Source organism: Phycisphaeraceae bacterium (genome assembly GCA_019636675.1).
GTDB lineage: Bacteria > Planctomycetota > Phycisphaerae > Phycisphaerales > UBA1924 > JAHBXC01.
The window spans coordinates 26,931-49,454 of sequence record JAHBXC010000002.1; the positions used below are offsets into that span (position 1 = coordinate 26,931).

Annotated in this window: 17 protein-coding genes and 1 tRNA gene; 11 read left to right on the top strand and 7 right to left on the bottom strand. The window is 69.9% G+C overall.

Annotation, left to right across the window (positions count from 1 at the left end):
- Nucleotides 1–15 precede the first annotated feature (15 nt).
- From KF684_06825 to trxA, 4 genes are all read left to right on the top strand, one after another.
- Nucleotides 16–1,248, top strand: a complete 1,233-nt coding sequence (locus KF684_06825) for an aminotransferase class I/II-fold pyridoxal phosphate-dependent enzyme (protein MBX3352631.1) — start codon at nt 16–18, stop codon at nt 1,246–1,248.
- A complete protein-coding gene (locus KF684_06830) occupies nt 1,230–2,954 on the top strand; it encodes a homoserine dehydrogenase (protein MBX3352632.1) in 1,725 nt (574 codons plus the stop codon). Before KF684_06825 ends, KF684_06830 begins: the two co-directional genes overlap by 19 nt.
- Nucleotides 2,951–4,066 (top strand): aspartate-semialdehyde dehydrogenase, encoded by a 1,116-nt coding sequence (locus tag KF684_06835; protein MBX3352633.1) that lies wholly within the window; start codon nt 2,951–2,953, stop codon nt 4,064–4,066. The genes KF684_06830 and KF684_06835 overlap by 4 nt, the downstream gene beginning before the upstream one ends.
- Nucleotides 4,067–4,197: 131 nt before the next feature.
- On the top strand, nt 4,198–4,530 hold the full coding sequence (trxA, locus tag KF684_06840) for a thioredoxin (GenBank protein MBX3352634.1): 333 nt from the start codon (nt 4,198–4,200) through the stop codon (nt 4,528–4,530).
- Between the two features lie 62 nt (nt 4,531–4,592).
- On the opposite strand, the gene lgt is transcribed toward trxA, so the two are convergent.
- Nucleotides 4,593–5,657 (bottom strand): prolipoprotein diacylglyceryl transferase, encoded by a 1,065-nt coding sequence (gene lgt, locus KF684_06845; protein MBX3352635.1) that lies wholly within the window; start codon nt 5,655–5,657, stop codon nt 4,593–4,595.
- A 246-nt stretch (nt 5,658–5,903) separates the two neighbouring features.
- On the opposite strand from lgt, the gene KF684_06850 reads away from it, so the two are divergent.
- Nucleotides 5,904–7,151 carry a hypothetical protein gene (locus KF684_06850; protein MBX3352636.1) on the top strand — a complete coding sequence of 416 codons (1,248 nt, stop codon included), beginning with the start codon at nt 5,904–5,906 and terminating at the stop codon, nt 7,149–7,151.
- 36 nt (nt 7,152–7,187) lie between these two features.
- Here the strand turns inward: KF684_06850 and KF684_06855 are convergent, their stop codons facing one another.
- From KF684_06855 to KF684_06875, 5 genes are all read right to left on the bottom strand, one after another.
- Complete coding sequence (locus KF684_06855) at nt 7,188–8,546, bottom strand: amidohydrolase family protein (protein ID MBX3352637.1); 1,359 nt, start codon at nt 8,544–8,546, stop codon at nt 7,188–7,190.
- A 28-nt stretch (nt 8,547–8,574) separates the two neighbouring features.
- Nucleotides 8,575–11,778: an amidohydrolase family protein gene (locus tag KF684_06860; GenBank protein MBX3352638.1), complete on the bottom strand. Its 3,204-nt coding sequence runs from the start codon at nt 11,776–11,778 to the stop codon at nt 8,575–8,577.
- A 233-nt stretch (nt 11,779–12,011) separates the two neighbouring features.
- Nucleotides 12,012–13,394: a PDZ domain-containing protein gene (locus KF684_06865; protein ID MBX3352639.1), complete on the bottom strand. Its 1,383-nt coding sequence runs from the start codon at nt 13,392–13,394 to the stop codon at nt 12,012–12,014.
- A gap of 118 nt (nt 13,395–13,512) precedes the next feature.
- Complete coding sequence (locus KF684_06870) at nt 13,513–14,163, bottom strand: hypothetical protein (protein ID MBX3352640.1); 651 nt, start codon at nt 14,161–14,163, stop codon at nt 13,513–13,515.
- Nucleotides 14,164–14,171: 8 nt separating this feature from the next.
- Nucleotides 14,172–14,756: a sigma-70 family RNA polymerase sigma factor gene (locus tag KF684_06875; GenBank protein ID MBX3352641.1), complete on the bottom strand. Its 585-nt coding sequence runs from the start codon at nt 14,754–14,756 to the stop codon at nt 14,172–14,174.
- A 187-nt stretch (nt 14,757–14,943) separates the two neighbouring features.
- On the opposite strand from KF684_06875, the gene KF684_06880 reads away from it, so the two are divergent.
- Both KF684_06880 and tadA read left to right on the top strand, forming a co-directional pair.
- Complete coding sequence (locus tag KF684_06880; protein ID MBX3352642.1) at nt 14,944–15,927, top strand: preprotein translocase subunit TatC; 984 nt, start codon at nt 14,944–14,946, stop codon at nt 15,925–15,927.
- A 17-nt stretch (nt 15,928–15,944) separates the two neighbouring features.
- The gene (gene tadA, locus KF684_06885) at nt 15,945–16,493 is read left to right on the top strand and encodes a tRNA adenosine(34) deaminase TadA (GenBank protein ID MBX3352643.1); all 549 of its coding nucleotides are present in this window, start codon (nt 15,945–15,947) and stop codon (nt 16,491–16,493) included.
- Between the two features lie 87 nt (nt 16,494–16,580).
- Here the strand turns inward: tadA and KF684_06890 are convergent, their stop codons facing one another.
- Entirely contained in the window at nt 16,581–19,292 is a 2,712-nt protein-coding gene (locus tag KF684_06890; protein ID MBX3352644.1) for a glycosyltransferase, read from the bottom strand.
- A 300-nt stretch (nt 19,293–19,592) separates the two neighbouring features.
- On the opposite strand from KF684_06890, the gene KF684_06895 reads away from it, so the two are divergent.
- The 4 genes from KF684_06895 (at nt 19,593) to KF684_06910 (ending at nt 22,384) form a co-directional block, all read left to right on the top strand.
- On the top strand, nt 19,593–20,126 hold the full coding sequence (locus tag KF684_06895) for a carboxymuconolactone decarboxylase family protein (GenBank protein MBX3352645.1): 534 nt from the start codon (nt 19,593–19,595) through the stop codon (nt 20,124–20,126).
- A 61-nt stretch (nt 20,127–20,187) separates the two neighbouring features.
- Nucleotides 20,188–20,748, top strand: coding sequence for a pantetheine-phosphate adenylyltransferase (coaD, locus tag KF684_06900; protein MBX3352646.1), 561 nt, complete (start codon nt 20,188–20,190; stop codon nt 20,746–20,748).
- 74 nt (nt 20,749–20,822) lie between these two features.
- A complete protein-coding gene (hflX, locus tag KF684_06905; GenBank protein ID MBX3352647.1) occupies nt 20,823–22,229 on the top strand; it encodes a GTPase HflX in 1,407 nt (468 codons plus the stop codon).
- A gap of 82 nt (nt 22,230–22,311) precedes the next feature.
- Nucleotides 22,312–22,384 (top strand) — tRNA-Thr (locus KF684_06910).
- Nucleotides 22,385–22,524: the final 140 nt, after the last annotated feature.

Sequence of the window (22,524 nt, forward strand, 5' to 3'; positions counted from 1 at the left end):
AAGAGGATTCTTGGCATGGCTGTTCACGCGCGTTCCGTACCTCACGATGTCTTCGCCCTGTGCGCGCACGGCGCCGCCGCACCAGGCGCGGGCGATCCGCTCCTCACCCCCATCGTCCAGAGCACGACCTACCGGCAGGCCGGGCTCGGGGGCGGGCCCGGGCACGCCTATTCACGCGTGTCCAATCCCACCGTCTCGGCGCTCGAGGCGGCGCTGGGGGCGATCGAGGACGCCCCGCCCGGCGCGTGCTTCGGCACGGGCCTCGGCGCCGAGTTCGCGCTGTTTCTCAGCGTCCTCAGGGCGGGCGATCACTGCGTCTGCGGCGACAAGGTCTACGGGGGCACCACGCGCCTGCTGCGCCAGACCCTCGCCGATCTGGGCGTGCGAACCACCTTCGTCGACGCGACCGACCCCGAGCGGGTTCGAGCCGCGATCACGCCCCAGACCCGGCTGATCTTCGTCGAGACACCCGCGAACCCGACGCTCGAGCTGACCGACATCCGAGCCGTCGCGAGCATCGCGAAGGAGCACGGCGTACTGCTCGCGGTCGACAACACCTTCCTGACCGGCGTGATCCAGCGCCCGCTCGATCTCGGCGCTGATGTCTCCGTGTACTCGACGACCAAGTTCATCGACGGGCACTCCGCGGCGCTGGGTGGCGCGCTCGTCGCGAGGGACGAATCGTTGCTGGAGCGCATCCGCTTCATCCGCAAGTGCACGGGGGGCATCCAGTCGCCCCAGAACGCGTGGCTCACGCTGCAGGGGCTCAAGACCTTGCCCCTGCGTCTGGAACGCCAGTGCCGCACAGCGGTCGAGCTCGCGTCGTGGCTGACCGGCGTCGAGGGCGTTGTTCGCGTGTACCACCCGTCGCTCTCGGGCGGCGACGCGGCGCGCATCGCTTCCTCCCAGCACACGGGCGGGCTGCACGGGGGCGTGGTTTCGCTCGAGCTGGACACCGAACGCGTGGATGTCGCGGGGTTCCTGCGTTCGCTGCGCCTGTGCAGCGTTGTGGAGCATGTCGGTTCGGTCGAGACGCTCGTAACGCACCCCGGCACGATGACGCACGCGGATGTGCCGCGCGAGCAGCGGATCGCCGCGGGTTTGACCGACGGTCTGCTGCGGATCTCGGTCGGTCTGGAGGGCCTCGCGTCGATCCAGAGCGATCTGCTGTCGGCGCTGCGTGCGTCGGCGCGTGAAAGGGTCGTGGTCAGCGGCGAAAGGGGGGCGTCATGCGTCAGCGTCGCCTGATCGTGCTCAAGTTCGGCGGATCGGTGCTTCCCGATGAGGCGTCGCTTGCGAGGGCGGCGCACGAGGTGTATCGCTGGAAGCGCGAGGGCTGGTCGGTGGTCGCGGTGGTGTCCGCGATCGATGGCGAGACCGATGCGCGCCTGCGCGCCGCGCTGCGCCGGGGCGATGGAGCGTGCGACCACGCTATCGCCGCCGCCGTCGCCGGGGGAGAGCTGCATTCTGCGGCCCAGTTCGGGCTTTTCCTCGAGCGCGCCGGCATCGACGGCGCGGTGGTGAACCCCGGGGCGATCGGGCTTCGCGCACACGGCGCGGCGCTCGACGCGACCCCGATAGGCCTCGACACGGCGCCGATCCGGCGACTGCTCGACGCCGGGCGCGTGGTGGTGTGCCCTGGGTATGTCGCGACCGACGAAGAGGGCAGGTGGATGCTGCTGGGGCGCGGCGGGTCGGACCTCACGGCGCTCGTGCTCGCCGACGCGCTGGACGCCGAGCGCTGCCGGCTCGTCAAGGATGTCGACGGGCTCTACGACACCGACCCCAACGCGCCGGGCCCGGCGCCGGCGCGCTACGACGCGGCGTCGTGGGACGACGCGCTGGCGCGCGACGGCTCGATCATCCAGCACAAGGCGATCGAGTTCGCGAAGTCCAGGCGCCTTGCGTTCGAGCTCGGCAAACTCAATGGCTCGCGACCGACGCGCGTCGGTGACCTCGGGCTGCTCGAGAGCGCGCCGGAACGCACGCGGCAAGTCCGTCTTGCGTTGCTGGGGCTTGGCGTCGTCGGCGCCGGGGTCTTCGAGTCGCTGCGACGCCTGCCGGAGGTCGAGATCGTGCGTGTCGCGGTGCGTGACCCCGGCAAGCACGCGTGCGCTGGGATTCCCGACGATCTGTTCACGACCGATCCGGTCGACGCGGCGCGGTGCGGCGCCGACATCGTGGTCGAGCTGATCGGCGGGACGGGCGCCGCGCTGGACGCGGTCCGCGCGGCGCTCACGACAGGCGCGAGCGTGGTGACGGCCAACAAGGCGCTCATCGCGAGCCACGGCGAGGAACTCGGAGCGCTCGCGAGCGCCAGCGGCGCCGGGCTGAAGTTCTCGGCGTCCGTCGGGGGGAGCATGCCGCTGCTCGAGCACCTGCGAAGTCGCCCCGGCGATGCGCCGCGCCGCGTGCGTGGTGTTCTGAACGGGACATGTAACTTTATTCTGGAGCGAGTGGCCGCCGGCGCTCCGTTCGACGACGCGGTGCGCGAGGCGCAGCGACTGGGCTTCGCGGAGGCCGACCCCGGCCGCGACCTGGCGGGGCTGGACGCGGCGGACAAGCTCGTCGTCCTCGCACACAGTCTCGGGCGCGACGACCTGGCGCTGGGCGATGTCCGTGTGGAGGCCTTGACCAGCGAGTCGGCGGCGTTGGCGACGAACGCGGCACGCGAGGGGAGGGTGCTCCGGCAGGTCGCAGAGCTGGATCTTTCGGGCGGTCGCGCACGCGCCTGGGTGACGCTGCGCGAGGTTGGTCCTGACGATCCCTTGCACGCGGTCCGCCTCGAGCGCAACGCGGCGGTCGTCGGGTGGGAATCTGGCGCCGTCACCACCGTCGCCGGTCGCGGGGCTGGTCGCTGGCCGACGGCGGAGTCGGTCGTCGCGGATGTGCTGGAGCTCGTTCGCGCAGGCGCGCCGGAAGAGGTTGCAGCCGGGGCGGGGGGTGTTGTATGAGCGAGCACAACGCACCGATCATCGCGGTCGTCGGCGCGACGGGCGCCGTGGGCCGAGAGGCGCTGTCGATCCTCGCTGAGCGGGGTCACCCGGCGGAACGAGTCGTCGCGCTCGCCTCGGATCGCTCCGCGGGTTCCGAAGTGGCGTACGCCGACGGCGCGCTGCGCGTCTCCGCGCTCTCGCACGACGCGATCGCGCGGGCCGACGCGGCGATCTTCGCTGCGTCGTCGGCGGTTTCGCGCGAGTTCGCGCCACCCGCGGCGCGGGCCGGCGTCGTGTGCGTCGATAACTCGTCGGCGTTCCGAATGGCCCCCGACATCCCGCTGGTGATCCCCGAGGTCAACGGGAGCGTTCTGGACGGACGTGGTCATCGCCTCGTCGCGAACCCGAACTGCTCGACGATCCTGCTGCTCGTGGGGATCGAACCGATCCGGCGCGAGTTCGGGATCGAGGATCTCGTGGTGTCGACCTATCAGGCGGTCTCGGGCGCCGGGCTGCCCGGGCTGCTCGAACTGGAGGAGCAGGCGCGCGCGTTCGCACGAGAAAGCCCGCTGGTGCGAAGCGTCTTCCCGGAGCAGACGCTGTTCAACTGCTTCATCCACGAGTCGGAGATCGAGCCGGACACGGGGATGAACGCCGAAGAGCGGAAGATGATCGAGGAGACGGGGAAGGTGTGGGGTCTGTCGCACGCGGCGCCGATCACGCCCACCTGCGTCCGCGTGCCGGTGCTGCGCGCGCACAGCGAGTCGGTGACGCTGCGGCTCGGCAGACCCGCGCGCGTGGAGGATCTGCGCGCGGCGCTGCGCGCCGGGGAGGGCGTGCGCCTCGTGGACGACCCGAGCGTCGGCGCGTTCCCGACGCCGCTGGAGGCGACTGGCCGGGACGAGGTGCTGGTGGGGCGGGTCCGTCGGGCCAGGCCGGGGCGCGGGAGCGCGGACGACGGGACCTCCACGGAGTTCACGTTGTGGCTCTGCGGCGATCAGATCCGCAAGGGCGCGGCGCTCAACGCGATCCAGATCGCGGAGCGCCTGCTCCCGGGCCTGCTCCGCCCCGGCAACGCGCCGGGTCAACGGGCAGGCCCGGCGAGTCCGGGGGCGAATCCGGGGGCGTGATCGCGGGCTCCCGGGCCTGGTGGGGACGGCTCGTCAGGTCGTGCGACACGCTCTATCATGCACCGCTCAGACCGCTGAGGGGCGCCCGTCGCCCCGTCCGGGGTCCGGACGAGCCCAGAGGAGACACCACCATGGCCGGCGAGAATGTCCGCGAGTTCACCGACTCCAACTTCGAGAACGAAGTCCTCCAGTCCGACCAGCCCGTGCTCGTCGATTTCTGGGCCGAGTGGTGCATGCCATGTCGTATGCTCGCTCCCACGATCCACGAGCTTGCCGAGGAATACTCCGGCAAGGTCAAGGTCGGGAAGGTCGACACCGACTCGAACCGCGATGTCAGCGTGAAGTTCGGGATCTCCGCGATCCCCACCATCATCCTGTTCAAGAACGGCGAGGTCCAGAAGAAGTTCGTCGGCCTGACCCGCAAAGAGGACTTCAAGGCAGCGCTCGACAGCGCCGTCTCCTGAAGCCCCTGACCTGACCCGGATCGCGGCCGGGTGACAACTCATTCGAATCCCCACCGCGACGGTCACCCCGTCGCGGTTGTTCTTTTCGCGGAAGGCCTGCGCCACCCGCCGGCGAGCGCGACGGCGCGCCGTGAGACAAAGGGAAGCGCCGCCGCCCCGGCCACGACCATCGCGACGCTGAGCCACTGCCCGCGCGAGAGCCCGGCGAAGCGCTGCACGGCGAACTGGTCGTCGGGGAGTCGCCAGAACTCGGTGACGATGCGACCGACGCCGTAGACGATCAGGAACCAGCACCCAACCACGCCCGGCTTGCGAGGGCGCGCCCAGACGATCGCGAGCGCCGCGAAGAGGATGACGCCCTCGGCGAGCGCCTGGTAGAGCTGCGAGGGGTGTCGGGCGCTGAGGACGCCCGGGAGCTCTTTCGCGAGGTTCTGCGCGTGCGTACCGCCGCGCTGGAGGGCGTGAATCATGCGCTCGAAGGCGGCGTTGTAGGAAGTCTCGCCCGCCATACGGAACGGCTCGGCGAGATCGAGCAGCGTGTTCTCCTGCTCGTCGGTGAGGACGGGCGCGTGGCGCGTGAAGAGTTCTTGGGGGTAGCGCACGCTCCATCGGGGCCCAGGCTCGCCCGGGCCGGCGACGATGCGCCCGAGCAGCTCGCCGTTGACGAAGTTCGCGACGCGCCCGAGGAAGAGCCCGATGGGCGCGACGAAAGCGACGGCGTCGAGCGTGTGGAGCCAGGGCAGCTTGGCGCGGCGGGAAAAGAGCAGCGTCGCGACGATGACGCCCGCGATGCCCCCGTGACTGGCCATGCCGCCCTGATTGATCGCGAGCAGGCCCCACCACGGAGGCGAGGACGAGAAGCGCACGAGCAGCGACGGGTCGTAGAACGCGACGTACCCGAGTCGCCCCCCGACGAGCACGCCCAGGATCATCGCGAGCATGAGGTCGGTGACCTGCGTGGGCGAGAGCGCGATCACGGCGCGGCGAGAGAGCACTCGCAGCAGAAGCCACCCGAGGATGAACCCCGCGATGTACGCGAGCCCGTACCAGCGCACGGCCAGAGTCCCGGCGATCTGGAAAAGCACGGGGTCGAGATCGTGGAGCCACGCGTCGGCGAGAGTGAGCACGGGGGGAGGATACCGCAGAAAGCGGGAATCGGGCGGCGTGGTGCGGCGCAGCCGTGCCACGAGCGAGAGTCAGGGTGCGTGCAGGCGCACCTGTCAGCGCTCCCTCCCCCTGCCCCCTCCCGCGAGCGGGAGGGGGGGAAGATCAAATCCCATTGCCCATTGCCCATTGCCCATTGCCCATTGCCCATTGCCCATTGCCCATTGCCCATTGCCCATTGCCCATTGCCCATTGCCCTAAAGTGCGCCATGCTCGAGGCGCTCTCCGAATCGCACGCGATCGCGTTGATGGTCGTGGTGGCGCTCGCGCTCGCCGGAGGGGGGGCATTCGCGGCCCTATTCCGGGGCGCAAGGGCGCCGGGCGGCGCGATCGGGGCGGCGATCCTGGGCGGGTTGCTCGCCGGCGCCCTGCTGGGAGACACGGTGCTGGCGCGCGTCGCGCCGGATCTCGCGGAATCGCTCTGGACGGGCGGGCGCGCCGAGCGGCTCGCGTTCGAGGAGCGCGCGATCAGCGCCGAGCGAGAGGTGGCGGTGCTTCGCGCGACCGGCGTCACCGGGGTCGCGATCGACGAATACGCGCGAGAGGTCATGGCGCAGGTCGACCCCCTGCGCGACGCGCTGGTCATCGCACGGGCCGAGCGGGCCGGCTGGATCAACGCGCTGCTCGCGATCTTCGCGGCGGGCGCGCTCGCGATCTCGCCGCTGGCTGGGTGGCAAAGTCGCGCCCGCGCTCGTGAAAGGGCGGCGAATTCTCGCGAATGGATCGCGGGGGGCATCGGTTCGTTCCTGCTCGCGTCGGTGTTCGCGTATGTCTGTCTGACGGTGCTCACGAGCGCCGAGTTCGGCGCGCGTGCGGCCCTCGCGTGCGCCGCGGGTGTCGGTTGGCTCGCGCCGCTGCCCGAGCGCGCGCGGGTCGCGCCGCGCCGGGAGCGATCGAGCGCGTTGCTCGCCGGGGCGGCGGGGCTCCTGCCGGCGCTGGTCGCGTGCGTGTGGCTGCTGCCCGACCGGCGCTCGGGCGCGCTGGTCGTGGGCGTGCTGGCGATGAGTCTCGTCGTCGCGTCGGGCGGGGCGCTGGCGAGGCGCCGGAGGGCGCGTCGACTCGGCCGCGCGATCGCGCTGGGCGCGGTTGTCCCGGCGTTGGCGGCCCTCGCGTCGTCGCGCGTCGACTGGCTGGGCGTGGTCGAGAGCCCCGTGTTCTGGATCGCGCTCGTGGTGGCGGCGCTCGCGAGCTCCGACGGGCGCTGGTTCGGCGCGTTGCTCGGCTCGCGTTCGATCGTCCGAACGACGGCGATCGTGACGGCGGGCGTGGGCGTGCCGCAGATCGCGTTGCTGCTGCTCTTCGACGCCGGGGGGCCGATGCCCGGTTCGTTCCTGGCGGCGGGTCTGCTTGGCGCTCTGGTGGTGGAGTGCAGCGCCGGGCTCTACCGCTGGGCGATGCGCTGGTTCGTGCGCGAGGCAGCCCGCACCGAGCACAACGACAGCGCGGGCGGCCGATGACCGCCCGCGCTGGGGGTTCGTGGGGCGTTCTCGTTCTCAGTCTTTCCGCGGCGTGAGCCCGAGCTGGCGGTATTTCTCGCGGTACTTCTCGGCGAGCACGGTCTGCTTGTTTGAGAGGTCGATCTCGCGCCCGTCGACGAACGCGCGCCGGACCTGCGTCGACATCTCCATCGGGTTGCCGTCGGTGACGATGAGCGTCGCGGCCTTGCCCTTGTCGATCGAGCCGACGCGGTCGCCAACGCCCAGCAGTTCGGCGGCGGAGAGCGTGATGCTGCGCAGCGCGACATCGGGCGAGAGGCCGTAGGCGACGGCGCTGGCGGCGTGGTAGGGCAGGTTGCGCTCGTTGCTGCTGCCCCCGGTCGTCGCGAGGCACCAGCGCACGCCGGCTTCCTCGAGGGCGCCGGGGAGCGTGAACGCCTCGTCGAAGGCGGCGTCGCTCCGGCGTGGCATGCGGTGCGTGCCGGTGATGATCACGCCGACATCGTGGCGTTTCAGCAGGTCCGTGCAGAGGTGCGCGTCGCGCCCGCCGAGGATGACCATCTTCAGGTTGCGCCCGGAGCCCCACGCGATCGCGGACCGGATCTGGTCGAGTTCCTGCGCGCTGATGTAGACGGTGCGTTCCCCGTTCAGCACCCCCGCGAGCGACTCGAAGCGGAGCGAGAAGGGCGTCGTCGCGTCGGCCTTGCGCGCGGCGAAATAGGCGTCGGCCTGGTTGAAGAGCTCGTCGATGCGCCGGACCGCCTCGCGGGACTCCTTGAGCTGGTCTTCCTCGCTGCGGTTCATCCACCACGCGGTGGTCGGGCGCACGTTGGGCCAGTTGATGACCAGCCCGGCGTCGGTCTCGATGCTCAGGTCCTGCCATGTCCAGCCGTCGGCGCGGATGACGCTCATCCGTCCCGGCACGGGCCCGCCCTGGGGCAGCACGCCGAAGGTCAGCACGCCGTTGGAGCGTGCGACGGGCAGGTGCCAGGTGTCGGGGTTGACGGCGACGGCGGCGCGGACCTCGGGCGTGACGCCCCCGGTCTCGTTGGTATCGACGGTCGCGCGGACCGAGCTGACCTCGGTCAGCCCCATCGTGGTGTTCGCGGCGACCATTCCCGGGTAGACATGCAGCCCCTTCATGTCGTGCACGGTCCACGCCTCACGCGTGCGCGGTCGCGCGTTGAGCTCGCGCATCGTGCCGAAGTCGTCGATGATTCCCTGTTTGATCAGGACGAAACCGTTCTCGATCACGGGGCCCGAGACGGTGTGGAGGGTCGCGTTGGTGAGGACGACGGTCGTCGCCTGAGGCGGGGCCTTGAAGGTGAGGTCCTGCGCCGAAGCGACGGAGGCGAGCGCGAGGCCCGCGCCGAGGAGCGCCGCCGCCGTGGTCTTGAGGAGTGCAGTGGTGTTCATGGGTTCTCTCGCGTGGTGGCGGGGCGGATCAGTGATTGTGGCCGGCGTGGAGGTCGAGCACGCCGCACTCGCCGCAGCGATGGGCGGTGGGGTCGCCGCCGGAGCGGATGATGGAGAGGTAGGTCTCGCGCAGCAGGTCGAGCGTGCGCTGGTCGTAGACCAGGTCGAGAGCGGGCTCGTCCTGTTTCTCGGGCGCGTCGTCGTCCTTCTTCTCGGCGGCGGGCTTCTTCGCGTTCTCGGCGAGGATGCGCTGGAGCAGCCGGTCGCGGAGCTGCGCGTCGCGCTGGCGGGTCTCGCGGTCCTTCGCGAGCGAGAAGTACTCGCGCCCGTCGATCCAGGTCGCTTCGCATCGCGAGAAGGTCGAGAGCGGGTCGCCCGACCAGACGACGAAATCGGCGTCCTTGCCGGCTTCGAGCGAGCCGGTGATCTTGTCGATGCCGAGCTGGATCGCCGGGTTGATGGTGACGAACTTCAGGGCCTCGGCCGGGGCGACGCCGCCGTACTTCACGGCCTTGGCGGCCTCGATGTTCATGCGGCGCGCCAGCTCGTCGTTGTCGGAGTTGAAGGACACGTTCACGCCGACCTCGTGCATGATCGCGCCGTTCTCGGGGATCGCGTCGATGACCTCCATCTTGAAGGCCCACCAGTCGCTGAACGCCGACGCGCCGATCGCGGATTCCTTGATCGCCTCGGCGACCTTGTAGCCCTCGAGCACATGCTGGAAGGTGCCGATCCTGAAGCCGAAGTCCTTCGCGACCTTCGCCAGCATGAAGATCTCGTCCTGCCGGTAGGAGTGGCAGTGCACGAGCCGGTCGCCCTCGAGGATCTCGACGAGCGCGTCGAGCTGGAGGTCGCGCCGGACGGGGAGGCCCGTGTTCGCGCTGCGCCGCGCGGCGTAGTCGCGGGCCGCGTGGAACTTATCGCGCAGGTAGGTCTCGACGCCCATGCGCGTCTGGGGGTAGCGGGTGCGGTCGCTCTCCCAGTTCGACTGCTTCACGTTCTCGCCCAGCGCGAACTTGATTCCGGGCTTGGCGCCCTGGATCAGCATGTCGTCGGGGTGTCTGGCGCCCCAGCGCAGCTTCACGATGGAGTTCTGCCCCCCGATGGTGTTTGCCGAGCCGTGGAGCTGGTTGGCGGCGGTCAGGCCGCCGGCCATCTGGCGGTAAAAGTTGATCGCGTCGGGGTCGATGACATCGGCGATGCGCACCTCGGAGGTCGCGGAGTGCGTGCCCTCGTTCACCCCGCCGCTGATGCCGGTGTGGGAGTGCGCGTCGATGAGCCCGGGCGTGATGTGCTTGCCCTTGACCTCGATGCGTTCGACGCCGGAGGGGATGTTGCGGAACGCGCGATCGTCGCCGCGTCCGACGCCGACGATCTTGCCGTTGCGCACGAGCAGCGAACCGTTCTCGATGACGCCCGCGGGCCCGGAGGTCCAGATCGTCGCGCCCGTGAGCAGCACATCGCGCTGCGCCGGGACCTCGGGCATGGCGTAGGCGCCGAAGGGGTATCCGAAGGAGGGCATGTCGTCGGCGACGCCCTTCTTGGGCTCGGCGTTCTTTTTCGCCGCGGGGTCCTTGGCCTCGCCCGGGACGCGCGTGAGCGTCATCGGGAGGGGCATCGAGTCCATGCGCAGGTGCATGGTGTCGCCCTCGACGACGCCGTCGACGACCACGGTGCGGACGTCGGGGTCGGTCTTCGAGAGTTTCTCCTCGCGCATGTCGAGGTCGAGGAGGAAGCTGACGCGGTTCTCGCGCCGCGTGATGTTGCGCGCCGTGCCGTCGACGGGCTTCATGCCCGGGATGGGCGCTTTCGCCGTGAACTTGCCCTTCTTCGCGTCGTCGGAGAGCGTCAGGGAGATGACGGCCTCGCCGGCGCGGGACATCACCCACTCGGCGTCGATGCTCTCGGCCTTGGCGGCGTTGATCTCGTGGCGACGCCCGTCGACCCAGACATCGCGGAGGGTCGACTTCGTGTCGAACAGGTCGCCGTCGACGACGACGAGGTTGGCGTGGTAGCCCGGCGCGATGCGTCCGACCTTGCCGGCGACTCCCAGGATCTCGGCCGGCGTGACGGTGAGCGCCGCGAGGGCGGCGTCCTTGCTCAGCCCGCGCTCGACGGCGCTTGCCAGATTCTTGCGGAAGTCGTTGCGGTTGCGCAGGCGGTCGGTGGTGAGCGCGAAGGTCACCCCGGCGTCGAGGAGCCGGCGCGGGTTGGTCGGCGCCTGATCCCAGTACAGGAGCGTGTTGAGGTCCGTCGCTTCCTGATCGGCGTGGGACGAGATCTTCGGCGCGTCGGGGAAGTTGATGGGGACGATCAGCGGCGTGTTGAGGGCGGCGATCGCGTCGAGTCTGCGGAACTCGCCGCCGGCGCCGGCGATGATCGCCCTGCGATCGAACTCTCGCGCGATCTTGTGGGCGCGGAGCGCTTCGAGCTCGTTGTTGACAGGGAAGAAGAGGGGCCGGCTTTCTTTCATGCCGCGGACCAGCGCGTCGAGCGCGTCGGCCGGGGCGGGGCGCGTGCGAGAGCCGGTGTCTTTGGAGAAGTGCGTGAGGTCGGCGTCGCGCCACTGCGCGTCGAGCAGTGTCTGGCGGATAAGGGCGATCGCGCCCATCTGCGACCCGGGGTAGGTGCGCGCGCCCCAGCCCGAGGATTCGAGCGCGACGGTGTCGAAGGCGTGATCGACGAGCGCCTGGCGGGAGGACTCGCCCATCGCCGGATCGTCTGAGAGGGAGACGACGGCGCCGGTCCCCCGGAACACGCCGCCCTTGGGGACGATCGCGGCTGTGGTGAAGCCCAGACGGCGCAGCGCCTCGCGCGTGCGCGCGTCGACGCCGACGCCTTGCAGCGCCGAGCGTTGCGGGAGGACCTTGTCGTTCCAGTGACGACCCGGCGCGTTCCTGTCGGGCGCCGGCGCGTCGACAGGCAGGTGCGCCTCGACGAGCCCGGGGTAGATGGTGAGCCCGTCGCACTTCCACTCGCGTGCGCCGTCGGGGACGGCGCCGCCGGCGCGCACCGAGACGATCACTCCGTCACGGATGACGATCGTGGCGTTCTCGATGGTGCGGCCCGGCTCGGGGACGAGCGTGGCGCCGGTGAGGGCGTGCCACCCGGCGTCGAGGGCGAGGGGCCCGTTGGTGGGCGCTGGCTGCGCGAGCGCGTGAGTCGCGGCGCCCGACGCAAGAAGGATCGCGGCGGTGCGCGAGGGGAGGCGAGAGGTTCTGGGTCGTTGCATGATCGCGAATGTACCGCGGCTTCATCGCCGGGGTGCAGACCGGGGTGGTCCGGTAACTCCCCCGTTCGCGTGATGGAAAAACAACATGGCCGCGTCGGACGGGGTCCGACGCGGCCTGTGTGCAGAAGAACGGGCGTTTTCCGGGCTGCTGCGTTCGTGGGTCAGAGGAGAAGCTTCGGTCAGGAAGCACGGGATCTGACGCACGGGCCCGGGGACGGGTTCCCGCCCGGGTTTCAGTTCCCCCGGTTCTCGGCGATCCGCTCGAGGAGGCGCTCGATGCGCTCCATCCGCTGCTCGAGGGCGCGCAGCCGGGCGTCTTCGGGGGCGGCAGGGGGGGCGACCGCCGGGGCGGGTCGTGCGGGCTGCGCCGGGCCGGCGGCGGGCGCCGGGGGCGCCGGGGGCGCAGGGAATGCCGGGGTGGAAGGAACGATCACGACATCGCGTGAGTCGTCGCGACCCATGAAGCGGATCTCTGGCAGGGCGCGCAGCTCGCGCTGGATGTCGACCTCGCCGAGCGCTCGCTGGAGATCGCTCATGGCGCGCTCGATCTGCTCGTTGATGTTCATGCTCTGCAGCTCGCGCACGACGGCCTCGTACGCCTTGCGCGCCTCGTCGAGCGAGCCGTCCTGCGAGAACTTCTGTTCAAGGTTCTGGCGCACCTCGGCCATGCGCTTGGTCATCGTCTCCTGCATCTCTGCGAGGCGCTGCTGATTCTGTGCGCCGACCTCGCGGACGCGCATCAGGGCCTCTTCGAGGCGCTGGCGCTGCTCGGCGCTCAGCTGTGTCTCGACGCGCCACTGGCCCGGCTGGCCTTCGACGCGCCCGAAGGTCTGGGCGGGGGCGCCCATGGTCCAGGTGACCTCGGCCTCGGTCTGCGGGACGCTCTGAACCCTGAGGACCATCTCTTTCCCGCCGCGCAGGACGGTGATGGAGACCGGCTCCTCGCCCTTGGCGTGCAGGGCCTCGCGCAGGCGAATGGTGTTGGCCGGGGGCTGGCCTTCGATCTTCGTGATGATGTCGAAGCGCTGGACGCCGGCCTTCGCCGCCGGCATGCCCTCGGTCACGGTGTTGACCACGATGACATTCTCGGGGCTGAGGTTGAACTGCGCCGCGAGGGACTCGTGCAGGTCGGTGGTGGTGATGCCGATGACGCGTCGCCCGGGCTCGAGCGTGGCGAAACCCTGCGCGGTGGTCGAGCCGGTCGCGCCCCCGGCGCCGGACGCGCGGCCGCCTGTCCTCGCGATCGCCGGACGGCGCGCTTCGACGCCGGACGCGCTGCCCGGCGGGGGCGGGGGCGCCGGCGTCGCGACCTCCCAGCGGAACGGGATGGACGCTTCCTGTCGCCCGCCCGGCGCGAAGAGCAGGATGTGGTCTTTCTCGATCTTCCCGGTGTGGCGCGGCGCGTCCTTGCCATCGATCTTGATCGAGAGCACCTCGTTGTTCTCGAGGGTGATCTCGAAGGTGCGCGTGCCGTCTTTGGTCACGACCTTCGAGCGGTTCTTCTCGACGGGGGACACGACGACGACTCGATCTTCGGAGACAAACGCGCCTCGCTGCTGGGCGGTCGCCTGCGCTCCGGCGGCGAGTATCGCGGCGAGGAGGATGGTGTATCTCATGCTTGGTCACTCCGGGGCTCGGCCTTCGTGGGCCGGCGTGTTTCAGTGGTGGGTGGGCGTGTTCTTCGGGAGACAGGACGCGCGACGCCCTCGGAGCAGTCGCGGTTCGGCAAAACGCTCAGAGCGGCTCGCCCTCGACCGCAGACGAGGCGCGCCAGTTCACGGGCACCGGCACGACCTGCCCGGCGTCGTTCTGGCCGAGTTCGTAGAAGTTGTCGACGATCATGCGCTCGACGAGCGGGCGCACGAAGGTGATCTCGGAGCGCCCGTCCTGGGTCCGCATCGTCTCGAGCATCACCATGGGCATCTCACCCACGACTCGCCCGCCTTCGCGCCCCTGCGTGAGGTACATCTGCAGGAGCTGGTCGGGCGTGAGCGCGTTGGCCGCGACGAGCCCGGCGTTCGACGCGCCGGGCGCCTGCTGGCGCGTGCCCTGCGCGAAGTTGCCGGCCCAGGCGAGCACGATCACCGCCGCGGCCAGCCACCCGCCCCAGACGCGCACACGATCGCTCCACGAGCGCTCGAACTCGGCGCGCGGGTCGGGCAGGTCCACGAGCTCGGCGACGGTGAGCGCGTCGTCGACGGCGCGCTGCAGCGCGTTCTGGGATCGCTGCGCTTCTGCCAGCCGGGCCCACACCCCGGCGTCGGACTGGGCGAAGGCGTCGAGCTCGGCCCAGTCGGCGGCGGTGGCCTCGGCGTCGACGACGCGGTTGATCAGGATCTCTTCGCGCGCCGCGTCGGGGTTCGGGATGTTGGCGTGGTCGTGCATGATTCGTCTCACTCTCTCGTCGCGCCGGCGCCGGGCGCGCGTTCCAGCTCCTCGCGAACCATCCGGCGGGCTCGCGCGAGTCGTGTCTCGATCGTCGTGACGGGGACGCCCATCAGGTCGGCGATCTGTTTGTACGACATGCCGCGCACGCAGCGCAGCAGCAGGGGCTCGCGATACTCGTCGGGGAGGCGGTTGACCGCGTCCATCGCGCGCCGGGACTCCTCCGCGTGCGTCGTCCCCTCGGTCGAAAGGCCCGGCTCGCCCGTGACGATGGGGGAGCAGGCGTCGTCGGGGTCGGCCCCGGTGGGGCGCACGAGGCGCGTGCGCGTCGTGTGCTTGCGTCCGGCGGTTCTCGCGGTGTTGATCGCGATGGCGCGCATCCAGGGCTTGAGCGTCGACGGGTCGCGCACCTCCCCGATGCGTTTCACGACCCGCACCGCGACGTCCTGGAGCAGGTCTTCCAACTCCGCGGAGCGCGGTTTGTGCGCAAGGATGATCGCGGCGATCCAGCGCCGGTTCACTTCCCACAGCGCCCTCAGGGCCTGGGGGTCTCCCGAGATGGCGCGCTCGGCGTTGGTGTGTCCGTCGGTCACGCGTCGTTCCTGTGTCCCTCTCACACCCTGACGCGCCGGGGAGGGCTCCCTGTCGGGGGTCAGACGGGTTTCTCGCGTCCCGGTTCTTTGGGGGTTCGCCCGCCCCGATGTCGCGACCCCACCCCGATAGCTCCCGGGCCGGGCAGGCAGGTGGCCGTATGCTTCGGGCCACCCGGACCCCGGCCCCATGAGCGACGCCCCCCACACCTCGATGTCCCTCGGCGAGCACCTGGAGGAGCTCCGGCGCAGGGTCATCTACGCCCTGCTGGGGCTGGTCCCCATCCTCGTCCTGGGGTTGTCGTTCGGCACCACGATCCTGCGGCTGCTGATCGTCCCGGTGGAGCAGGCCCTGCTCCGGACGGGCCAGTCGCCCACGCTGCAGGCCCTCTCGCCCATCGAGACCTTTGCGTCGTACATCAAGGTCGGGCTCGTCGCCGCCGTGCTGATCGGGGTGCCCTGGATCGTCACCCAGCTTTGGCTCTTCGTCCGCCCGGGGCTCTACCAGCACGAGCGCCGCTTCGCGCGGCTCCTCGTCCCCCTCAGCGTCGCGCTGACCGGGGCGTCGGTGGTGTTCCTCTATTTCGTCATGCTCCCGGCGATGCTCTTCTTCCTGATCAACTTCGGGAGCAGCATCGCCCGGTCCGACCCGGCGGTCGCCCCGCTCGCGCCGGGCATCGTGCTGCCGGCTGTCCCGGTGCTGGAGGCCGACCCGTCCGACGCGCCCGTGGGCGGGATGTGGGTCAGCGGCCCCATGCGCCAGCTTCGCATCCGGGTCGACGACGAGGGCGGCGTGCTGATGTCGCCCCTGGTCAGCTCCGGCCTGATCGCGCAGCAGTACCGCCTGCGCGAGTACGTCGACATGGTGTTCACCATGGGGCTGGCGTTCGCGTTCGCGTTCCAGATGCCCATCGTCGTGCTGCTGCTGAGCTGGACGGGCATCATCAGCGTCGCCACGCTGGCGCGATACCGGCGCCAGATCGCCATGGCGTGCGTGATCATCTCCGCCGTCATCACGCCGGCCGACCCCGTGACGCTGGTGCTGATGATGGTGCCACTCTACGGGCTCTTCGAGTTCGGCCTGTTCCTCGCGAGGTTCGTCCCGGCGCGCCGTGTGTCGGAGGGCGTGTTCTCAAAGAGCGCGTGGACAGACGCCAACGAGGGCGACGAGTGACACCGCCGGGACCGATCGTGCGCGCACTTCGCCGGATCGGGGTGCTGCGCACTCCGGCTCCCCCCAAGGGCCCCGAGACCGACCTGGATGTCGCGGTGATGCGCCGCGCCCTCGAACTCGCGCGCACCGCGGCGGCGCTGGGCGAGGCGCCCATCGGCGCAGTCGTCTACGAAACCGTCAGCGGCAAGGTCCTCGCCGAGGCGCACAACCTGCGAGAGAAGACCGGCGACCCGGCGGGCCACGCTGAACTGATAGCGATCCGCGACGCCGCGATGAAGCGGGGCGACTGGCGCCTCAACGACTGCACGCTGGTCGTGACGCTCGAGCCCTGCCCGATGTGCGCCGGCGCGATCGTCAACGCGCGCGTCGGGCGCCTGGTCTACGGCGCCCTCGACCCCAAGGCGGGCGCCGTGAAATCCCTCTACGAGATCTGCTCGGACCCCCGGCTGAACCACCGGATCACGCCCATCGGGGGCGTCTGCGCCGAAGAGGCGGGGGAACTGCTGACGATGTTCTTCCGGGGGAGGCGCGAGGCGAGGAAGGCGAAGAAGAACGCGAGCGTGTGATCGAGACCCTCCGTGGCACGGCTGCGCCGTACCACGCCACCCCCAACTCCTTCTGGCCCTCTGCGCCTCTGCGGTGAATCTCTTCTCTCACGCCATCGCGGGAGCGTCGGGGCGTCGCGTGGTACGCGCGGGCGTGGGGCCGCGGTCGTCGTCGCGGGTGGTCACGCCCAGGGCGCGGAGTTTCGCGTGGTGGGCGTCGACATGGACCTGCCAGAAGTGCTCGAAGGACGCGCCGATGTTGTAGCGCTGCATCCTGTTGTGGGCGGCGCGCCCCATGCGTCCGCGCTGGTCGTCGTCGGCGAGGAGGGACGCGATGGTCTCCGCCCAGCGGTCTTCCTGCTCGTCGGGGATGACCATCCCGGTGAGGGCGTGGTCGACCATCTCCTTGGGGCCTCCCTTGTCGGTGACGATCACCGGGAGGCCCGACGCCTGCGCTTCCATGACGACCTGTCCCAGCGTGTCGGTGACGCTGGGGAAGACGAAGAGGTCGGAGGACGCGTAGAGGCGCGAGAGTTCCTCGCCGTGGCGGAAGCCCAGGAAGTGGGCGGCGCCCGGCGCGTTCTTCTGGCTGTTCGACAGGCGCTCCTGCATGCCCTTGCGGTAGGGGCCGTCGCCGATGACGACGAGTTCCGCGTCGATCGCGCGATCGGCGAGCAGGCGGCGCGTCTTCGCCCAGACGCGCTCGAGCATGGGAAGGTTCTTCTCGACGCTCACGCGCCCGCAGTACACGACCTTGCGCGACTCCCGCCGCAGGCCGAGTGGTTCCCAGACGGAGGTGTCGCGGAAGCGCACATGGAACGCGTCGGTGTCCATGCCGGGCAGGAGGGGCTTGACGCGATCGGCGTCGAAGCCGAGTTTGTCGAGCGAGGCCATGTAATCGCGCGAGCGGCTGAGGATCGTCTTGAAGGGCGAGTAGAACCCCTTCATGAACTTCTCGCTGACCCAGGTGTAGGTCTCGTCCTCGAAGAGGCGCTCGATGTACGCCGGGAAGTCGGTGTGGTACACGCCGACCACGGGGCAGCGGAAGATCGCGGCACAGAGCAGTCCAAGCGTGCCGATGGGCCCGGGCGTCGCGACATTGATCACATCGGGCTGGTGCTGCTGCAGGTAGCGAAGCACGGGCAGCAGGGGGGGCAGCGCGAAGTCGAGGTTCTCGTAGCGCGGCATGGGCCTCGAGAACACCGGCTCGAAGTTCACGACATTGGGTCGCGGGTCGAACTTCATGCGCGTCGAGGTCAGCACGGTCATGTCGCGCCCCCGGAGGCGCGACTGGTCGGCGACATTCTGGATGAAGCGCGACACGCCGTTCACATCGGCGTAGGTGTCGGTGAACATCACGACGCGTGGTTGCTTGGTCATGGGGTGCTGGGCGTGTCCTCGGAGGGCGGTTTCGTGCTCGACGCGCGTGAGCAGGTCGCGTTCCTTGTGCTCGCTGAACATCGCGATGAGGTAGGGCGCCTGGGCCGCGAGGGTCATCATGTACGCGGCGACGTGCTTGACCGTCCCGCTGGCGTCCTTCTTCGCGACGCTCGAGAGCGCGCCCGAGATGATCGCGTCGGCGAGGGCGTTGGAGAGATCGGCGGCGAAGTCGGCCATCGCGTCGTGGTTAGCCAGGGGCGGGCCGTCGTGGGCGCCGCGGGGCAGGTCGGCGACCTGCGAGAGCCGGGCGCGGATGTCGGGGTGCCGGGCGAGCAGGGGCTCGATGGTGGTGCGCAGCGCCGTGAAGAGCGGGTCGGGGCCCTTCTTCTTCCCGGTGAGCCGACCGACGACCTTCTTCCTCGCGACATGGGCGACGAGGCGGAGTTTCGTGGGGGAGTCGATGGTAACCCCGCCGAAGCGCACGAAGCGCGACGCGACATACTTGCCCTTCGTCGAGAGCATGGAGTGCATCGTGCGTCCGTAGTGGTTCAGCCCGACGGCGGTGATCTGGTGGGCGAGGACCTCGGCGCCGCCAAGTTCGCCCCCGACGCTCGCCTCGCCCTGCATGGCGCGCTCGACGAAGTCGAGCGGATCGCGGATCTTGAGGCCCGAGGGGCAGCGCACGCCGGCCCAGGCCTTGCCAACATTGAGCAGGCCGTGGTCGTCGGAGCCGGCGGTGACGCCCTTGATCCACGCGCGCGGGTAGATCGGGCGGACGCCGTGCTTGGCGCTGAGTTCGTCGATGCGCTTCGGCGTGAGGGTTCGGAGATAGCGTTCCATCGCGTCGCGGCGGGGGCCGCCGTGGGCGCCGTTGATGAGTTCGACGCTTTTGAAGAGCAGCATGCACTGCTCGAGGTGATCGATCGAGTACCCGCGCGACTGGGCGTGGAGCGGGTGCGCGAGGGAGTGGGGCAGGTCTCGATCCGCGAGCCACTCGGCGAAGGCGTAGACATTCTCGCGCAGGCCCAGCGTGGTGATTTCCTCGTCGAGTTCGGGCGTGAGGTTGTAGACGAGGACATGCAGTTTCACGCGGTCCTTCGGGAATCGGACGGTGACCTCTTGCCCGAGGAGGACGTTGGGGAAGCCGCGCTCGACGAGGGAGAGCGCGCCGGCGATGGTGTCGTGGTCGGTGAGGGTGACCAGGTCCATGCCGCGGGTGATGGCCTGGGCGTAGACCTCTTCGGGCGTGGAGTAGCACTCGGGCGCGCTGACCCACGACGCGGCATGGATGACCGGCCCAGCGGACGCGCTGGAGTGGCAGTGCATGTCCATGCGCGTGAGGGCGTCGTCGCCTTCAGCGAAGAGTTCGACGGGCTGCGTCGGGGCACGCAACGGGTTGTGGCGGGTTCGGCTGGCGTCGAGTGGTGCGAAGTGCGTCATGGTGCGGCTCTCCGAGCCGTGGGGCGGGGCGGTCGGGTGACCGTCCGGGCCCTCGGGGGGCGCTTCGTGGGCGTGCCGCGCGTCCGTTCGCGGGCGCGATGTATTCGACACAGAAACCTCGGCAGAATCGAGTCTTCGGAGGCGAAGATCCTGTGAAGTTGCCGTGGAGAAGCGGTGAAGAGGGAGTGGGGAGCGGGCAAGGGGGGGAGAGGGATTGGCGCGAGTCGAACGCGACCGGGGAACAGATGGGGCGGAGAATGAGTTGTACGACCGACCGAACCGAATCACGAGGAGACCGAGATGCCCCGACTGAATGTTGTTGATCCGGCGAACGCGAGCGGCAAGGCGAAGGAGATCTTCGACGGGCCTCTGAAAGGCAAGCACTTCAACATCTTCAAGGGGATGGCGAACTCGCCGCAGGTCCTGGACATGTACCTGAAGATCAACCAGGCGCTCCACGGTGTTTCGCTGAGCGCCGCCGAGGTCGAAGCGGTGCAGCTGGCGGCGAGCAACGTCGCGGGTTGCAACTACTGCCAGGCGGCGCACACCGCGATCGGCAAGGGCCACGGCATGACCGACGAGCAGGCCATGGGTGCGCGCAGGGGGCGCGTCGAGAGCGACGCGCGGATGGACGCGCTGGCCCGTTTCACGCGCGCCATCGCCGAGACGCGCGGGCAGGTCAGCGACGAGGACCTGAAGCGGTTCAAGGGCGCCGGCTTCGACGACAAGGCGGTGGTCGAGGTCATCGGCGTCTACACCCTCGCGACGCTGACGAACACCTTCAACAACGTGCACCGCTCGGAGATCGACTTCCCGGCCGTGCCTTCGGTGTGAGCCGGGCGCCTCGTCGTTGGGGTGGTTCGCGGGTCGGGCGACGCCCCCGTATCATCCCGCGATGACCACCCAGCGCGAGCATGTCGCGATCTATCCCGGCTCCTTCGACCCGATCACCTACGGGCACCTCGACGTGATCGAGCGCGGGCGGAAGCTGTTCGACCGCGTCATCGTGGCCGTTGGCAGGAACCCCGGGAAGGACAGCCTCTTCGAGCCCGAGGAGCGCGTGGAGATGGCGCGCAAGCTCGTGGCGGGCGTCGTGCAGCGCGAGCCGGACTTCGCCCCGGTCGAGGTGCGGAGTTTCCAGGGCCTGACCGTCGACGCGGCGCGCGAGGCCGGGGCGACGGTGATCCTGCGCGGCATCCGGAACCTCTCCGACCTGCAGTACGAGGTGCAGCAGGCGGTGACCAACCGAGAGGTCGCCGGGCTTGAGTCGTGCTTCATCGTCGCCGGGCAGAGTTTCGCGTACACGAGCAGCAGTCTGATCAAGCAGATCGCGGCGATGGGCCAGGACCTGAGCGTGCTGGCGCCGATGGTCCCGCCGCTGGTGATCGAGCGGCTGCGCGCGAAAAAGGCCCAGGGCGCTCCCGCCCTGACGAAGCTCCGGGCGCACGAGGAGTAGCCCTCGCGCAGGCCGCAGGCGACGGGACCGGGCGCGAAAAACCCGGTCGGGGCCGGCACCTATGATCCGGGCACATGGCATTTGGCAAAGGCAACGAACGCACCGACATCAGCGTCGCTTCTGAGAAGGCGATCCTGGCGGCCCTGATTCTCCCCGAGATGGACATCGACGAGTCCGACCCGCTGGGCGAGCTGCGCGCCCTCGCCGAGACGGCCGGCGCGATCGTGGTGGGGGAGATCCTGCAGAAGAAGCAGCGACCCGAGGCCGGCACCTTCATCGGCAGCGGCAAGGTCGAGGAGATCAAGCGCCTGTGCGACGCCACCGACGCGACGGTCGTGATCTTCGATAACGGGCTCTCGCCGGCGCAGATCACGAACATCCAGGACGAGGTGGGCCGGAAGATCCTCGACCGGTCGGAGCTGATCCTCGACATCTTCGCCAGCCGCGCCAGCACGCACGAGGCGAAGCTGCAGGTCGAGCTCGCGCAGCTTGAGTACACCTACCCGCGCCTGCGCGCGATGTGGGACCACCTGGAGCGCATCGTGGGCGGCGCGGGCGGCGTCGCGGGCATCGGCACGCGCGGTCCGGGCGAGCAGCAGCTCGAGATCGACCGCCGGCTGGTGCGAAGCCGGCTGACGCAGCTCCGCCGCGAGCTGGAAGAGCTCCAGGCGCGCAAGCGGCGCGAGGTGCAGAAGCGCCGGCAGGAACACTTCACGGTCGGGCTCGTGGGCTACACAAACGCCGGGAAAAGCACGCTTTTCAACACGCTCACCGAGGGCGGGGCCTACGCGGCCGACAAGCTCTTCGCGACGCTGATGACGCGCACGCGCGAGTGGGACCTCGGCGACGGCGTGAACGTGATGCTGTCCGACACCGTCGGCTTCGTGCGCGACCTGCCCCACGACCTCGTCGCGTCGTTCAAGGCCACGCTCGAGGAAGCGACCCACGCCGATGTGCTGCTGATCGTGCTCGACGCGTCCGACCCGGCGGCGGAGCGCCAGCTCGCGGTCGTGCACCAGACCCTCGACGACTTGTTCACGGATGTTCGCAAGACGGAAGCGAAGCACGCCCGGCGCGAGGACGACCGGGGGGCGGCGGGCGAACTCCAGGGCTGGCGCGAGCCCGAGCGCATCCTGCTGCTGAACAAGATCGACCGGCTCAAGGACAACGCCGAGATGTTGGTGTGGGCGTCGAAGGACCCCGGCGCGATCCCCATCGTCGCGACGAGCCCCGGGCATCCGGGCCTGGAGCGACTGCGCGAGCGCGTCCGCGCGATCATGCAGGGCCAGACCCGCGAGCTGCTCGTGACAGTCCCCACCAGCGAGGGCAGGACCGTTCACCTTCTCGAGACCAAGGGCGAGGTGCTGGAGCGGACCTACGGCGACGGCGAGGTGACCCTCCGGGTGCGCATCGGCGCGCACGAGCTGGATCGGATCCGGGCCGGTTCAGGGCGTCTGACGGTCGCCGCCCCGGTCGGATAACCCGATCGGGACCCGGTTTTCGCCCTTGCGAGGCCCGGGAACTGGACGCGGCGGGGCAGGGGGTCGATACTTCCGCCCGACTGCCACCTTAGCTCAGTCGGTAGAGCGGCGCTTTCGTAAAGCGCAGGTCGCCGGTTCAAGTCCGGCAGGTGGCTTTGAACCCCGAGCTCGCGGCCCGGCCCCCCGGGCCGAACGCGAGCCGGGAACAGGGGGCGTGAGAGTCAGACGCACTGGAATTCCCTGGCGCGGTCGATGAACTCGACCTCGCGTGTCGCCGATGACTTTATTGACGCCG

Coding starts and splice junctions, on each gene's coding strand:
- KF684_06825 (MBX3352631.1), top strand. CDS start 16: ATGGCTGTTCACGCGCGTTCCGTACCTCACGATGTCTTCGCCCTGTGC.
- KF684_06830 (MBX3352632.1), top strand. CDS start 1,230: ATGCGTCAGCGTCGCCTGATCGTGCTCAAGTTCGGCGGATCGGTGCTT.
- KF684_06835 (MBX3352633.1), top strand. CDS start 2,951: ATGAGCGAGCACAACGCACCGATCATCGCGGTCGTCGGCGCGACGGGC.
- trxA (MBX3352634.1), top strand. CDS start 4,198: ATGGCCGGCGAGAATGTCCGCGAGTTCACCGACTCCAACTTCGAGAAC.
- KF684_06850 (MBX3352636.1), top strand. CDS start 5,904: ATGCTCGAGGCGCTCTCCGAATCGCACGCGATCGCGTTGATGGTCGTG.
- KF684_06855 (MBX3352637.1), bottom strand. CDS start 8,546: ATGAACACCACTGCACTCCTCAAGACCACGGCGGCGGCGCTCCTCGGC.
- KF684_06860 (MBX3352638.1), bottom strand. CDS start 11,778: ATGCAACGACCCAGAACCTCTCGCCTCCCCTCGCGCACCGCCGCGATC.
- KF684_06865 (MBX3352639.1), bottom strand. CDS start 13,394: ATGAGATACACCATCCTCCTCGCCGCGATACTCGCCGCCGGAGCGCAG.
- KF684_06870 (MBX3352640.1), bottom strand. CDS start 14,163: ATGCACGACCACGCCAACATCCCGAACCCCGACGCGGCGCGCGAAGAG.
- KF684_06880 (MBX3352642.1), top strand. CDS start 14,944: ATGAGCGACGCCCCCCACACCTCGATGTCCCTCGGCGAGCACCTGGAG.
- KF684_06890 (MBX3352644.1), bottom strand. CDS start 19,292: ATGACGCACTTCGCACCACTCGACGCCAGCCGAACCCGCCACAACCCG.
- KF684_06895 (MBX3352645.1), top strand. CDS start 19,593: ATGCCCCGACTGAATGTTGTTGATCCGGCGAACGCGAGCGGCAAGGCG.
- coaD (MBX3352646.1), top strand. CDS start 20,188: ATGACCACCCAGCGCGAGCATGTCGCGATCTATCCCGGCTCCTTCGAC.
- hflX (MBX3352647.1), top strand. CDS start 20,823: ATGGCATTTGGCAAAGGCAACGAACGCACCGACATCAGCGTCGCTTCT.